The sequence below is a fragment of the Leptospiraceae bacterium genome (assembly GCA_016708435.1).
In the GTDB taxonomy this organism is placed as follows: Bacteria; Spirochaetota; Leptospiria; order Leptospirales; family Leptospiraceae; genus UBA2033.
Map to the genome: position 1 here is coordinate 41,688 of JADJFV010000022.1, position 13,210 is coordinate 54,897.

Here is a 13,210-nt window from a genome sequence, read left to right on the forward strand (position 1 = left end):
TTTAAAGAATTTTCTTATTCAAGAATTTATAATACTCAACTTCGATTGTATTAATTAAGAAAGTATAGTATTTAACTAAGGCTGAGTCGTATTTATTTTTTTCCGCCACTGCTCGATAGTGCTCTGACATTTGATTACGCATTAAAGGAGACTTAAAGTCTTCTTTATTGATAATGACCGAGGCAGGTTTTCCCTTTGGGACAATATCAGCAGGAATTGCGATTACAACACTATTTGTCATCAAAGAGTATTCAACAGCAGAGGCTACTTTTTGGTTATCCCCTTCTTTGGCAAGAACCGGCACTGCTCTTTTGATATCATCTAAATTACTTTGGATTTTTGTTCTAAGTAAATTGATATCATACAACTTCTCGTCAATGGTATTGTATTTTTTAGGAAATACATATTGAATAGCCGCTCTTGCGATAATGCTGGTTTTTTCTTCTTTACTCTTACTATCTTCCTCAATTGACTTTTGCATTGCGGTATCAAATCCCACTTCGTTTCCGAAAGCACTTGCTTTATTCTGTGCTTTCTTATCCGAAGATTTGTCTTTTTTTCTGAAATACACAGCAGCAGCTAAGCCAGCTATTCCACTCATCAAGAGCCCAAAGAAGATTGTTCCAAGACTCGCTTCAACAAATGAAATCATTATAAAAATTGTCATTAGGAATATAAAAACCATTAGCCCGACAGGTAAATTAAATCTACGCTGAAATGCTTCCCGCTTGATTCGTTCCCTTTCTTGCTGTTCAAGAGAATTTATATCACTTGTTAGCTTATTGATATGATCTTCTTTGATATTCGTATTTAACTTAGGATTCTTTTGAAGAATCATTTCTTGGTTTATAATTTTTGCATATTCAAGTTCTTTCTTATATTCCGGATTTGATGTGGATAAAGAAGCAAGCTTATGCAATACGCTAGCCATGTAACTCTGATCAACAGCGTAAAACAAAGATTTGCCGCTATCATCCTTCAAAGAATAAGTTCCAAATGTATTGGTGATATCTTTACGAAGTCTTTCTGTAAAACTTTTAATTTTTTCTGTTTCTTTGATGCCTGCTCTTTCTACTTCTTGGTTTAAATCCAAGGATAAAAGTGTAAGCTCTGATTTTGTATTTTCAGTGACTAATTTTTCTAAAGACTTTGAAAGCTTATTATATATAGAAGAATACTTTCTATCTAGAAGATTATTCATATCACTCATAAACTTTTCAACGATGCGAACTGAAAGATTACAAGTATTTTGAACTGACCTTGCAAATTCAGAATTAAATTTATCAAAAGGAAAGGACTTGATGATTTCGATTAGAATTTTTACTTTCTCTCGTCCCTGTCTACGACCGTCAGGCGCAAGATCAATATGCTCTCGCTTATACTCGTTCAGCTTATATTTTATATCACTGAGGTTTCCCTCTTCCGCTAATTTGCGAAGTTGCTCCATTGCAAATTTTTCTAGTCCGTCTGATTGAGCACGATAATGATTTACTATTTCAGGTGGTCTCTGATAAGTTCCATCGTCTTTTAATTCAATCTCATCAATAATTAAATGGTAGCCTGGCATTACCTGCTCGAGAAGTCCTTTCTCATGTCCATATTCGATAAAGTCATCAACAAAGTCCTTAATAGGAATATAGGCGTAGGGTTTAAATCCACCTTTAATCAAAAGACCAATCTCTGCTTCTAAAGAACAATTCATTGGATAAAGCCAGCTAGCCCCTGATTTGTTTTTTTGGAAAAGGAAATTACCGGGATTGTTCTCATCAATTTCTTTGATTCGCTTTGCTCGATTGGATAGAATTAAATCTACCATTGCCCTCGAATAATCAAAGCAGGCTTCACGATAATTCTTCACGTTAATTTCGTGTGTGTATTGAGGTGAGACAATCGCAATCTTAGCTAATACCTTTGCACCATTCTTAATTAAAAATGGATAAATGTAAGCCATTCTTTCTTTTCCGCCATTATCAATATCGGACAATTGCTTTAGTGCTTGGTCTATTGCAGCAACGGACTTTGCTTGCTCACTTAAATTTGTATATTTATGCAAATGATCGATAATTTTATCTAAAGTGATTAATTCAGTTGGATGGAGAGCCTTTGAACCGGGTCGGTCTTTTCCTTTATGACGATCTCTCAATTCGTCCATGATCGATCTCGAAGTCGCGGAAAGACTATTCATAGACTGCGGAGTTTTAACTAAAACAGTCTTGTCAATTGCTCCTGCCTTTGCAGGAATACTCGGAGGTGCTACCGCTTTCTCAGTATTGTTTTTTGAATTAGGTTCTGCCATACGATTAGTAAGGTATTCTTTTAGAGTCTGTCCAGCTTGCAAGCATTAATTGCAAGTATGAAAAACTTTATATACTAGAGTAAAGAATAAATAATCCACCAAATACTAGGCTATTTGACCATTCGTAAGTGGCAGAAATGGTCAAAGTTTCTTTCTTTAGAGCATCAAATCGTATCAATACTTCTTTGACACTGTTTCGAGCATGGAATGAATCTCAGTTGCTTGCTCTTTTTTTCCATTTTCAGAATAATAGGTTTCTAATTTTTCGAGCAAACGAACGTTTTCAGGGTTTTTCTTCAACTCGTTCAGTAGAGATTCTTGCTCGGCGCTTATTCTAGAATACGTATTACCATTTAAATGAATCGGAGTTGCATGAGATGGAAATTTGCCAAATTCAGGATTAGAGGAGTCACCCGAATAAAAAACAACTACACTTACAATCACTGCAACTAACGCAAAACCCCCTGAGAAAACAACTGGGAGACTATACTTTCTCTCGGTTCCGTCAGAGTAAGTCTCGACCACTTCCAAATCAATGTGCTCAAGACGATTTAGAAGCCTAGTATTAAAATCTTTATCTATTTTGATTTGCGATAATTCCTTTTCTCTGTATTCAGAAACACAACGTATCAGACTGCATTCAACATGTACATGATCGGATTCATCTTCCTTAGAAATTCTCTCAATTTTCGTTTTTAACCAATTTAATAAATTTGATTTATACCAATTTTAACCTCTCGTTTCTCGTCTTGCAATATCATATGTTTTAAAATTTCCTTTGCCTTAAAGAGTCGGCTCTTTACTGTACCCACGTTACATTCTAAAAGCTCTGCTATGTCCGAATAAGACATTTCTTCGAAGTATCGTAAGTCAATGACCTCTTTGTAAATGCCCTCTAACTGATTGATCTTTTTTATTAGATAGGCAGATTCGTCTGAGAGTTCTAATTTTTTTTCAAAACCAGGCCTTTCATCTACAAATTGTTGTTCATTGTCATCGATTGATTTTTCTACCATTCTTTTTCTTTTTGTCAAGAGATCTTTTGACTTATTTATCACAATTCGATAGAGCCATGTGTAAACTCCAGCCTCTGCTCTAAAATTTACGATTGATTTATATCCTGCGATTAACGCATCCTGTACTATATCATCTGCATCATCATCATCCTTCACCATGGACTTGGCTTTGCGAAAAAGTCTCTCCCGAAAAGGTGTGACTAATTCCATGTAGGCGTATTTATCTCCTGCCTTTATTTTTTGAAGTAAGATTTTTTCTTTTTCTCTTAGAGTCATGTTCTATGTTTACCTATAAAATATTTAAAACTTTCTAGACAATGTTTTTTCGACAGAGTAAAAATTGCTTTTTCATCGACTGCCGTATGATTTCTAAATATTTGTAATTATTCTAATTATTTTATATCATGTTTTAAAGGAAAATTAGTCGTCAACTAAAAAGATAAAGTCGAATCTTTAAACACTAATGCAGCAAATCTATTTTTTCCTTTCCATTTTCTTTTCAATAACCTTCTTTTTGATTCCTTGCATTGGAAATGTAACAGATCCAAGACATTGGACAAAAGCTTTTTCCTTGGGGTTCTTTCTTCTTGGGATCTTTGCAATTTATAAAATAATGAGCGCCCGCTCTCTCACCATTTCGGAAGCAGTGATTGCAGGATTTAGAAAAGAAATGGCTTTTCTATTTTGCTTATTTAGCACACTTTGCTTTCTCTACATCTATACATTATTTCAACATTTGCATTCTTTTTTTCTAGTTGATTATGATTTTTTAGCGATAGGCGAAATATTAAACAATTCTATCAAAGGAAAATTCTTTATCACACATCATTATGGATCCAACTCTTCCGGTAATTATTTATCCCATCATTTTGCTCCTTCCATTTTACTATTATCTCCATTTATACTTTTATCTAAATTTAGACTTGGTTACGCCTACGGATTATTATTCTATACAATCGTATCTATGAGTCTAATATCGATTTTACTTTTAAGAAGAAATGTAAAAGGAAGTTCTTTTTATCTTTCCATGATTTTAATAGCAATCAACTTACCACTTCATAGGCTATTCTTTTCTTACCACTTTGAATTACTAACAGTATTCTTTTTTCTTTTATTTTTTGTAGGAATAGAATTTAACAAAACCTATATATCCATTCTTTCGATACTATTTCTTCTACTCTTAAAGGAAGATATGGCTATATATGTATTTTGCCTCGGAATGTTTTTTGCATTCCAAAGAAATTGGCGTTATGCGATATTCCTTACTACAATTTCTCTTCTTTATTTTTTTTTCGTGCCATCGTTTTTCCAACGCTCACTCGATTCATCCACTCATGTAGATTGGCTACAAGATTGGAGCAAATGGGGAAAGTCCTATTCTGAAATTGTATTCAATGTATTAGCAAATCCCTTAAAGGTATTAGATTCCATTTTTTTAAAATGGAAAGTCCTCAGAGAATTTCTTTTTGCATTCAGTCCGCTGATTCTATTGACCCCTAGCCTAATACTAGTTAGCCTGCCAATTTTTATACTCCATTTTATCTCGGACAGAATTTGGTATAATTCACTATACAACTACTATTCATACACAATTGTATCATTTTTTATTTTAAGTTTTTTATTTTCTATCGTTAAATTGACTCAATCAAAAATTAAAGATTACACGTCTGCTATTTTATTAGTTTCCATTTCTCTTTCTCTTTATTCAAGCTCGGGAGATAAATTCTTTCCGTATGCAAGGATTAATACAGACATAGAAAGAGTAAGCGATGTCCAACGGATAATCGAAAGTATCCCAAGAGGAAAAACAGTTGCAACTCAATTTGATTTAGGAGCATTTATTCCAAGGGCGAATCCTCTCTATCCGCTACACGAAAAGAATTTAGACAAGGACTATTTATTCATTGATTCAAGTAAAGGAATTTCTCCCTATGTAGACAAACAAAGAATCGAAAAAATGATTGAGACTGTTACGTCAAATCAATCGTATGCATTACTTTTAGAAAAGAATGGAATTAAACTCTATAGGAGGATTAAATAAAAATGATTTATAGTGCGCTGTATTTTTTAGAAAGCTCAATCATTTCAATGCGCAATTCTGAGTAACCTTTCAAGATTGAATTTAACAACTCAGTTGTTTCTTTCGAAAAACTTTCTGCCTTTGCACTGTCTTCTAATTCGATAGTTAGTTTTGTAAGCTCAAGCATATTATAACTTTTAAAAAGTCCTTTAAGCTTGTGACAAATTTCTTTTACCTTGGTATGATTTGTATCTCGGTAGTTTTTTTCTAGCTCCGCCAAATCCTTTGGCGTTTCATTTATAAAGACGTTCATAACACGAATTAAAAAACTCGTTTTATTATTCGAAAGCTGAATAAAATAAGACAAATCAATCATACTGTTTTTATAATATAAACTTAGCATTTATGCAAGCATTAAAAGATTTACCAACTTTTAAGTCTCTATAGCTTGGCGTAAGAGGATTCGAATTTGTTTAAAAAACCAGTTATTTCAATTAGTATATTACTTATAGCATTTACAATTCTATGCTCCGAGAATGAGAATAAAACTAAAACAATAGAAAGTAAAAAAGAAAAATTTTCTGTTTCAGAAGAAGTCGTTGCAGAGGTAAAATCAAAGTATTCACATATCAAAGTCGCTGACTACGGAACTCTCAGGCAATTGTATTTTATAAGAGACAATGGAGATGAAGCACTTGAGTCCACCATCGACACTAACTATCCGCAGAATCTTTTTCTGCTCTATACGCAAACTATGTTTTCCTCTTTCTTAATCAACAAAGAGCACAAGGACACTCTTCTCATCGGGCTTGGTGGTGGAGGAATGGTGCATTTTCTAAATTTTTATTTTCCTTATGTAAATATGGATGCAGTAGAAATAGATCCTGCCATTGTAGATGTCGCTAAAAAGTATTTTTATTTAAAACCAATTCCATCTACTAAAATTATAACAGACGATGCGGTTAATTTCATTAGTCTACCTGGAAAGAACTACGATGTGATTTACATGGATGCATTCTTAAAACCATCCTCCGAGACAGACTCAACCGGTGTTGCAAATAAATTCAAAGCCCCTACTTTTCTCCAGAGACTAAAGTCCAGACTCAAAAAAAATGGAATCGTAGTCTTTAATATAAACAACCACGAAAAAATGCAAGAAGACATCAAAACAATTCAAACAGAATTTCCACAAGTCTACTTCTTCCAAAAAAATCGAGCAGGAAATCTAATCGTTATCGGCTCGACTGATTCCACAAGAGTTCCAATAGATAAGTTGATTTCGATTGGTGCAGACTTAGACAAAAACCACAAAGTCAATTTTTCCTTTAAAGATATTGCAGGTTACTATTTAGAAAAGTTTTAGAATTGCTAAAAATCAAGTTTCTAAATTTGTAGAATGTATGATAGATTACGAAACAATTATTGGTCTTGAAGTTCACGCACAGTTAAACACAACCACAAAAGTATTTGCACCAAGCCCTACCGTATTTGGTAGCTCGCCAAACACACAGGTCTCTACTGTATGCTATGGTCTTCCGGGTGCACTACCTGTGCTAAACGAACAAGCACTCCAAAAAGCAATCCAAGCAGGACTTGCACTTGGCTGTAATATTTCGCTATTTACTAAGTTTGACAGAAAGAATTATTTCTATCCTGATTTACCAAAGGGATACCAAATTTCTCAATATGATAAACCAATTTGTTTAGGCGGTCAAATTACTTTTACAATGAAAGGTAAAACGGAGCCAACAGTAATTAAGCTCACTCGTATTCATATAGAAGAAGATGCAGGAAAACTCATGCACTCCGCTGATCCATCAGTGAACGCATCTTATGTTGACCTAAACCGTGCAGGCACTCCTTTAATCGAAATTGTTTCCGAGCCAGAGCTTAGATCAAGCGAAGAGGCTTATCTCTATTTAACCACACTCAAATCCATTCTTCGTTATATCCAAGTTTCCGATTGTAATATGGAAGAAGGCTCTCTTAGATGTGATGCTAACGTATCGATTCGTCCGCGTGGAGAGAAAGAATTTCGCACAAGAGTAGAAATTAAAAATCTAAATTCATTCAAAGCCGTAAAGCAAGCCATCGACTACGAAGTAGAATGGCAAAAAGACCAATACGCAAGTGGTCTAACATTCCAACAACAAACAAAACTCTGGGATGCTACTCTTTTAAAAACTGTATCTATGCGTAGTAAAGAAATGGCGCATGACTATCGTTACTTCCCAGACCCAGATCTTCCGACTATCGTTCTAAAACAAGAAGACATAGACACTCTAAGAAGCAAATTACCGGAATTACCCGCTGCAAAGAAAAAAAGATTCGAAGATGCATTGGGTCTTCCTCCTTATGATGCAGAAGTATTAACCGCAGAAAGAGAAATCGCCGACTACTTTGAATTAGCCTTAAAAGTATCAGGAGATGCAAAGAAAACATCTAACTGGGTAAAAGACGAAGTATTAGGAATTGTAAACAAAGAAAATATTTCTATCTCTGAATTCACCATTGATCCAAAGCGAATTGGTGGATTAGTCAAATTAATCGTAGATGGAAAGATTTCCGGTAAGATAGCCAAAGACGTATTTGAAAAAATGCTAACTACTCCAAAATCACCAGAAGAGATTGTTCAATCAGAAGGGCTAATCGTTGTTAAAGACGACAAAGAAATCGAGCGGCTAGTTGATCTTATTCTCGAGAAGAATCCTCAGGCTATAGAAGATTACCGCAAAGGAAAAGACCGCGCTCTAGGCTCTCTTGTAGGTGCTGTCATGAAAGAAAGCAAAGGAAAGGCTGATCCGGGTTCAGTGAATAAGCTTTTACTTGAGAAGTTAGGACCTCTTCCGCCTAAAGGGTAATGTATAACTGATTACCCTGAGAAAGAAGATGGACACCGATAAAAGATACGATAGCTCTTTAATTGCGAAGAATTTGAATTATCTTTTATCGAAGTAACTATCCATTTTTCTTTTTTATAAATTCATAAATTGCAAGAATGGAAGACACAAAGGAAATTAACTGAATTAATACATCAACAAAGTCTTTGTAATTTTTGTAGGAAGCTAATAGCTGAACTAAAAGACCTAAGAATACAATAATTAAAATAAATAAAATTCGATCTATTATTCTATCATTCATGTTTAGCTTTGCTTAGCTGATCTTTTACTTCTCTTGCAATCATTCGAGAAATAACTCCGTAAAGCAAATAGCTTAAACTAATAAGTCCAATAAAACCAACACCATAAATATATAAATCGTAACCACTCATTTTTAATATCCTTGCTTCTTAGACTACTAACAATCAAACAATTCAATTTAATTTTTTTCTATCGAATAGCATAAGCGTGCCCATCGTTTTAACATAAAGAAATTGAACATACTCGCGTTCCAAGTTACTGTAAGCGCGACTAATCCACTGATCAGCGATATCTTTGTTTATCATAAAGCAATCGACCTTTTGTTTCAATTTGTTGGTAAATTAAGTAAGGATTATCTTTTAATTCTAAAAACCTTTCAGGAGTTTCTACAATTACATCCACACTAAGTCCTGAACCATATAACAATTTGTAAACCTCTTGTGCCAACTGTCTTCTATGCACCACATCTTTTTTTATGATACACAAATCATAATCACTATCCGCATGAAAGTCTTTCGTTGTTCGAGAGCCAAACAAAATGATTTTATCAGGATCAATCTTTGTTACTAGAATGGTAATTAACTTTTGAATCGATTCTTGTTCAATAATCGTTTGATCTGCGACTGTCATAATTTTTTTCCTTCTTGATCCACAGATTCATTAGGTCTTTTTAAAACAAATACTGTCAAGATGAATCTTTCGTTTCAAAGTATCCTCTATTTTGTCCTGCCCTACTTTTATACTTTCCTAAATAAGAGGAAAGAAAAATGAATTATCAAGTAGAAGATATGGGAATAAAATTTGTAGGAGTTTTCCCGCACGAAACCCTTTATGAAAGCACAGACGATGATCCAGAAGAATCTCTTTCTATTCATCGGTTTGAATTTTTTACTTCATCTGAAAGTATAGATGCAGTGATTGACTTTAGTTCTTTCTATCATGCTGAGTCAGAATCCAGAAGACTATACATTGTAATGCCCGCCTATGAACGAGAAGAGGGATTTTTAGATTCAGGAATGAGCTTTGGTGATTGCGAGTTTGTAAAAGAAGCCGAAGATGATTTTACAGAGGAAGAAAAAGATTTTTATATCAAGTTAAATGACCTTATCCAGTGGATTGAATCTCATATTGAGGATAATTTCAATTTTGCGGAAAGGTTCTATTCTTGGTCGAATATTTCAGCGGAGTATTAGGCACTTCCTTGAATTAGTCTTCTGCTTCGTTCAATGCTTAGCAAATGAGTTTCGGGGAAAAAATACCTAAGAAAAAATATTGTAAAAAATTTTTTACAGAAAAAAAAAGGGTTCCATTGGAAAAAAAAAAAAACTTAAATAAAAAAATATTCCTTATTTAATTGATAGTATAATTCTTTCTTGATGAGTATGAATTTTCAGAGCATAGAAAATTTCTTAAACATTTAAACGCAAATCTTTCTGTTTCCATTAATTTTCGATTATGTATTATTTCATTTCTTGCAGAAGGAAATTATAAAAATATTTATGAAATCTTTTCACATGATTATGGACTAAATGGAAAAAATAATCCATTGTTTTCCTATAGATTCTTTGATTCTTCTTTTGATAATGGAACTGATTTCCAAACATGGCGCTTAAACTCAGGGAACATTGAACTAAATTCTGGGTGATTTCTGTATTCATCTAGAATCGAAAGAGATAAATTCTTCTTGTCTTGATAAAATACAACTAGTCCACAAAGAGCCTAATGGCAAATACCGATACTTTACCACAAGAAAAGAATTGCTATTAGATAAATTAAAAATGACTTACTAATTTTGAAAATACAATTCCGCTTGTTGTTCTTAAAAACAAAGATCAAGACTATTCAAAATTATCCGTAAACGAATACAATGGATTAGTAAATGATTGTGATTTAGAATATTGAAACTACTATAGACTTCAAGCTAACTTTGGCGATGGTCTCTAAGATTGCCATTGAAAATGAAGTCTTTATTAAAATGGTTGACTCTAACGTAGCCACAAAAGAAAATAAAAGCGGAAATATCTCGTTAGTCAGAGTATTAAAAGAGATCACGAATAAAAATATTACATTGGAGTATTTATGATTAAGTTAATCGCATTTGACCCAATTGATTATTGGATTATTTTAGAGAATAAGAATGGAATTTCGTTGTTAAAACCTCCGTACAGTTCTATTAATGATAAAGAATCTATATCACAAGATAAATTGCAGGAAGCTATTAGCAAAAGGGGATTTTTACCTGAATCTAAAATTTTCGCTAATGAAGATGATGCAATTACATTCATTAAGACCAAAAAGAATCAAAGCGAAACGGCAGTGTATTCCAATACCAATGAATCGGATGAAATATATTCGTTCATTCCAGAGCGTCCATTATTTCAAATTGTTGAAAATATGAACTTAAAGTCCTCGAATTACCTGTCTCTCAATTGGAAAACTTAAAGGAAATCACGGAAATAATCTTATTTAGAAATCCATTTATTAAAAAAAATCAAACTTTAAAAGCTCAATTCCTAAAATTAAATGAAACCTGTAAAAATCAAATTGCTTTCATTACAAGGGCTAAAGCAATAAATTTAAAGACCTATCAAAAATGAAGATGTAGGTGGAAAGCTTCTTCGATCAGTCAATTCCTCTCTAGAAATAATAAGCTTTTACATATTGTTAATCAATAATGAAAACAGTAACTTTTTATTCCTATAAAGGTGGTGTAGGTAGAACATTAGCATTAGCTAATATTGCAATGCGCTTGTCTGAGTTTGGAAAAAAAGTTTGTATTCTAGATTTTGATTTAGAAGCTCCCGTGTGAATTGTAATTTCCGAAAGTGGATTTACACAATCGAAAAGGACTAGTCGATTACATTTATGAATACAGCAAAACCAAAGAGCGTCCCGAGAACTTGCAGGAAATGGTGATTACCCTCCCACCAACTATAAAAGATGGAGAGCCGATTCAATTAATCCCCGCTGGTGATATTCACGATAAAAATTATTGGTCTAATCTATCCAATATCAACTGGACAGAGTTACTTTATAAAGAAGATGGAATCTTATTTTTATTGGATCTAAAAGAAAGAATCAAAAATGAATTAAATCCTGATTTTTTATTAATCGATTCCAGAACAGGAATCACCGAAATTGCGGGGATAACAATTAGTTTGCTCGCAGACCATGTTACGCTACTCGCAGTAAACAATCCAGAAAATCTATTCGGTTGTAAGCAATTACTCAATTCAATCCAAGACCCTTCTCGAAATTTATTTAATAGAACAATCCAGTCTACTTTTAGCCTACTAGGATTCCTGCATTGGATAAAGACATTGATATTGATTATGCCAAGCATGGCAGTTTATTGAAAAAGTCGCAGGGCAAATGTTTGATGATACGGAGAAATATAAAGAGATACTTATTATTCATTCGGATGATGAGTTACTGTTGCAGGAGTCATCGGAAATAAATGAGAATGATAGTGCAAAAGCAAATAATTATAGCAAAGCTCCTATAGCTCAAGATTATTTAAAACTATTTAAAATACTCACTGTCTGAACTGTGACGCATCCGATACGCTTCGCTCTCAGTGCAAGTTTTATGATTCATGATTGGATGATTCTGTTCTTGGATAAAGGAAAATCACTATTACCAGTAAAGTAAGTCAGGTCATCGTCTGGCAGTAAGTAGCTTCTAGCGAGCGATACGCGGAAGGGAGCAAGTGATTTCTTCTTAGCAATCGTATCGAAGTGCCCATAGTCTTTAAGACTCGATAGGCTTCTTGTAGATACTCTCTGTAAATCACACCGATGAGGAATAATGAGAATTTACTTCTTCTCTTGTTCCTTCATTTTTTCCTCTCTTTCCCGTCGACCTCGTTCATCCCAAATTCTATCAAGAATCTCGTCATCTTCCTCGGTTAATTCTATTTCTTCGGCTCCATTCATTGCATTCTTTGGAATCTTAATAGTTCGAATATTGCTACCTTAAAATAATTCTTTCAATTGTTCTGGTGTCATTCGTTCCATTCATCTCTCCATTAGCCCCTCTTATTTTTCTTCTTCGACCAAGCATCCCGTCGATCAGGATCAATATCCTTTCCTATTTTTTCCCAAAAGATTCCATCAGCGGGGGTAATTACAATTTCATTTATTATTTCTGTGCTTTGTCCTTTCTTCCTAAGAATTTCTCGGAATGCTTCTCTTTCTTTTAGTTCTTTTTCTGTAAATTTCACAGTCGATTGCATAATTGCCTCATGCTCTTCGTCTGTAATGTCTGCCGCCATAAATTTATTGTTCCTTTTGTTTTAAATATTTTACTAGAATCTTGTTCTTTTTAAGTAAAGAATATTCATTGTTAGTCGCCTGAGAATAGTTGAAATATGGTTAAGAAGAAACTTAGTAAAAGCTAGAATTATTATTAATGGGTCGCGTTTCATTTTGTTTAAGTAGATTTTCCATGTCTTCCTTAATCCCTTTACGAATAATTCTAGCAAAACTAATAAAATAATCCGTCAAACTACAAGTAACCGTAACCGTGAATGCAATTAGAAATATCATATCCATAAACTATTTTAGTAGATACATTTTTCTTTAGCAAACCTTTTTCTTATTAGGTTTTGACGTTAGAGTTATGCTTGCAGTTTTTGGTTAACTTACTGTCTGGATTAGGATTTTTAGGATTAAAGGATTAGCAGGATGTAGTAATAATTGGACTTTTTACTATTACACTGTCTGAACTGTGATACATT

General features: G+C 33.6%; 18 protein-coding genes. 9 read left to right on the top strand and 9 right to left on the bottom strand.

The window, feature by feature from the left end:
- Nucleotide 1 precedes the first annotated feature (1 nt).
- The 3 genes from IPH52_18450 to IPH52_18460 form a co-directional block, all read right to left on the bottom strand.
- Nucleotides 2-2,296, bottom strand: coding sequence for a hypothetical protein (locus tag IPH52_18450; protein MBK7056990.1), 2,295 nt, complete (start codon nucleotides 2,294-2,296; stop codon nucleotides 2-4).
- Nucleotides 2,297-2,470: 174 nt separating this feature from the next.
- The gene (locus IPH52_18455) at nucleotides 2,471-2,821 is read right to left on the bottom strand and encodes a hypothetical protein (GenBank protein MBK7056991.1); all 351 of its coding nucleotides are present in this window, start codon (nucleotides 2,819-2,821) and stop codon (nucleotides 2,471-2,473) included.
- Nucleotides 2,822-3,000: 179 nt separating this feature from the next.
- A complete protein-coding gene (locus IPH52_18460) occupies nucleotides 3,001-3,588 on the bottom strand; it encodes a sigma-70 family RNA polymerase sigma factor (GenBank protein ID MBK7056992.1) in 588 nt (195 codons plus the stop codon).
- Nucleotides 3,589-3,775: 187 nt separating this feature from the next.
- On the opposite strand from IPH52_18460, the gene IPH52_18465 reads away from it, so the two are divergent.
- Nucleotides 3,776-5,353 carry a DUF2079 domain-containing protein gene (locus IPH52_18465; protein MBK7056993.1) on the top strand — a complete coding sequence of 526 codons (1,578 nt, stop codon included), beginning with the start codon at nucleotides 3,776-3,778 and terminating at the stop codon, nucleotides 5,351-5,353.
- A 7-nt stretch (nucleotides 5,354-5,360) separates the two neighbouring features.
- On the opposite strand, the gene IPH52_18470 is transcribed toward IPH52_18465, so the two are convergent.
- On the bottom strand, nucleotides 5,361-5,708 hold the full coding sequence (locus IPH52_18470) for an Hpt domain-containing protein (protein MBK7056994.1): 348 nt from the start codon (nucleotides 5,706-5,708) through the stop codon (nucleotides 5,361-5,363).
- Between the two features lie 93 nt (nucleotides 5,709-5,801).
- Here IPH52_18470 and IPH52_18475 point away from each other — a divergent pair, with 93 nt between their 5' ends.
- Together IPH52_18475 and gatB are read left to right on the top strand one after the other, a co-directional pair.
- Nucleotides 5,802-6,695 carry a fused MFS/spermidine synthase gene (locus tag IPH52_18475; GenBank protein MBK7056995.1) on the top strand — a complete coding sequence of 298 codons (894 nt, stop codon included), beginning with the start codon at nucleotides 5,802-5,804 and terminating at the stop codon, nucleotides 6,693-6,695.
- A gap of 37 nt (nucleotides 6,696-6,732) precedes the next feature.
- Complete coding sequence (gene gatB, locus IPH52_18480; GenBank protein MBK7056996.1) at nucleotides 6,733-8,193, top strand: Asp-tRNA(Asn)/Glu-tRNA(Gln) amidotransferase subunit GatB; 1,461 nt, start codon at nucleotides 6,733-6,735, stop codon at nucleotides 8,191-8,193.
- Nucleotides 8,194-8,290: 97 nt separating this feature from the next.
- Here the strand turns inward: gatB and IPH52_18485 are convergent, their stop codons facing one another.
- The 3 genes from IPH52_18485 to IPH52_18495 form a co-directional block, all read right to left on the bottom strand.
- Nucleotides 8,291-8,473: a hypothetical protein gene (locus IPH52_18485; protein ID MBK7056997.1), complete on the bottom strand. Its 183-nt coding sequence runs from the start codon at nucleotides 8,471-8,473 to the stop codon at nucleotides 8,291-8,293.
- Nucleotides 8,466-8,603, bottom strand: coding sequence for a hypothetical protein (locus IPH52_18490; protein ID MBK7056998.1), 138 nt, complete (start codon nucleotides 8,601-8,603; stop codon nucleotides 8,466-8,468). The genes IPH52_18485 and IPH52_18490 overlap by 8 nt, the downstream gene beginning before the upstream one ends.
- A 151-nt stretch (nucleotides 8,604-8,754) precedes the next feature.
- Complete coding sequence (locus IPH52_18495; GenBank protein ID MBK7056999.1) at nucleotides 8,755-9,102, bottom strand: nucleotidyltransferase domain-containing protein; 348 nt, start codon at nucleotides 9,100-9,102, stop codon at nucleotides 8,755-8,757.
- Between the two features lie 137 nt (nucleotides 9,103-9,239).
- Between IPH52_18495 and IPH52_18500 the strand changes: the two genes are divergently transcribed.
- The 6 genes from IPH52_18500 (at nucleotide 9,240) to IPH52_18525 (ending at nucleotide 12,018) form a co-directional block, all read left to right on the top strand.
- The gene (locus IPH52_18500) at nucleotides 9,240-9,665 is read left to right on the top strand and encodes a hypothetical protein (GenBank protein ID MBK7057000.1); all 426 of its coding nucleotides are present in this window, start codon (nucleotides 9,240-9,242) and stop codon (nucleotides 9,663-9,665) included.
- 740 nt (nucleotides 9,666-10,405) lie between these two features.
- A complete protein-coding gene (locus tag IPH52_18505; GenBank protein MBK7057001.1) occupies nucleotides 10,406-10,555 on the top strand; it encodes a hypothetical protein in 150 nt (49 codons plus the stop codon).
- Nucleotides 10,552-10,914 (top strand): hypothetical protein, encoded by a 363-nt coding sequence (locus IPH52_18510; protein MBK7057002.1) that lies wholly within the window; start codon nucleotides 10,552-10,554, stop codon nucleotides 10,912-10,914. The genes IPH52_18505 and IPH52_18510 overlap by 4 nt, the downstream gene beginning before the upstream one ends.
- A 232-nt stretch (nucleotides 10,915-11,146) precedes the next feature.
- Nucleotides 11,147-11,281: an AAA family ATPase gene (locus IPH52_18515; GenBank protein ID MBK7057003.1), complete on the top strand. Its 135-nt coding sequence runs from the start codon at nucleotides 11,147-11,149 to the stop codon at nucleotides 11,279-11,281.
- Between the two features lie 16 nt (nucleotides 11,282-11,297).
- Entirely contained in the window at nucleotides 11,298-11,828 is a 531-nt protein-coding gene (locus IPH52_18520; GenBank protein ID MBK7057004.1) for a hypothetical protein, read from the top strand.
- Nucleotides 11,829-11,844: 16 nt separating this feature from the next.
- A complete protein-coding gene (locus tag IPH52_18525) occupies nucleotides 11,845-12,018 on the top strand; it encodes a hypothetical protein (GenBank protein ID MBK7057005.1) in 174 nt (57 codons plus the stop codon).
- 481 nt (nucleotides 12,019-12,499) lie between these two features.
- Here the strand turns inward: IPH52_18525 and IPH52_18530 are convergent, their stop codons facing one another.
- Together IPH52_18530 and IPH52_18535 are read right to left on the bottom strand one after the other, a co-directional pair.
- On the bottom strand, nucleotides 12,500-12,745 hold the full coding sequence (locus IPH52_18530) for a hypothetical protein (protein MBK7057006.1): 246 nt from the start codon (nucleotides 12,743-12,745) through the stop codon (nucleotides 12,500-12,502).
- 112 nt (nucleotides 12,746-12,857) lie between these two features.
- Complete coding sequence (locus tag IPH52_18535; GenBank protein ID MBK7057007.1) at nucleotides 12,858-13,025, bottom strand: hypothetical protein; 168 nt, start codon at nucleotides 13,023-13,025, stop codon at nucleotides 12,858-12,860.
- Between the last annotated feature and the right edge of the window lie 185 nt (nucleotides 13,026-13,210).

Bases quoted from the DNA above. Each gene is read 5' to 3' on its own strand.
- IPH52_18470 (MBK7056994.1), bottom strand. From the start codon at position 5,708: ATGATTGATTTGTCTTATTTTATTCAGCTTTCGAATAATAAAACGAGT.
- gatB (MBK7056996.1), top strand. From the start codon at position 6,733: ATGATAGATTACGAAACAATTATTGGTCTTGAAGTTCACGCACAGTTA.
- IPH52_18485 (MBK7056997.1), bottom strand. From the start codon at position 8,473: ATGAATGATAGAATAATAGATCGAATTTTATTTATTTTAATTATTGTA.
- IPH52_18490 (MBK7056998.1), bottom strand. From the start codon at position 8,603: ATGAGTGGTTACGATTTATATATTTATGGTGTTGGTTTTATTGGACTT.
- IPH52_18495 (MBK7056999.1), bottom strand. From the start codon at position 9,102: ATGACAGTCGCAGATCAAACGATTATTGAACAAGAATCGATTCAAAAG.
- IPH52_18525 (MBK7057005.1), top strand. From the start codon at position 11,845: ATGTTTGATGATACGGAGAAATATAAAGAGATACTTATTATTCATTCG.
- IPH52_18500 (MBK7057000.1), top strand. From the start codon at position 9,240: ATGAATTATCAAGTAGAAGATATGGGAATAAAATTTGTAGGAGTTTTC.
- IPH52_18535 (MBK7057007.1), bottom strand. From the start codon at position 13,025: ATGGATATGATATTTCTAATTGCATTCACGGTTACGGTTACTTGTAGT.
- IPH52_18460 (MBK7056992.1), bottom strand. From the start codon at position 3,588: ATGACTCTAAGAGAAAAAGAAAAAATCTTACTTCAAAAAATAAAGGCA.
- IPH52_18515 (MBK7057003.1), top strand. From the start codon at position 11,147: ATGAAAACAGTAACTTTTTATTCCTATAAAGGTGGTGTAGGTAGAACA.
- IPH52_18505 (MBK7057001.1), top strand. From the start codon at position 10,406: ATGGTCTCTAAGATTGCCATTGAAAATGAAGTCTTTATTAAAATGGTT.
- IPH52_18465 (MBK7056993.1), top strand. From the start codon at position 3,776: ATGCAGCAAATCTATTTTTTCCTTTCCATTTTCTTTTCAATAACCTTC.
- IPH52_18510 (MBK7057002.1), top strand. From the start codon at position 10,552: ATGATTAAGTTAATCGCATTTGACCCAATTGATTATTGGATTATTTTA.
- IPH52_18530 (MBK7057006.1), bottom strand. From the start codon at position 12,745: ATGGCGGCAGACATTACAGACGAAGAGCATGAGGCAATTATGCAATCG.
- IPH52_18450 (MBK7056990.1), bottom strand. From the start codon at position 2,296: ATGGCAGAACCTAATTCAAAAAACAATACTGAGAAAGCGGTAGCACCT.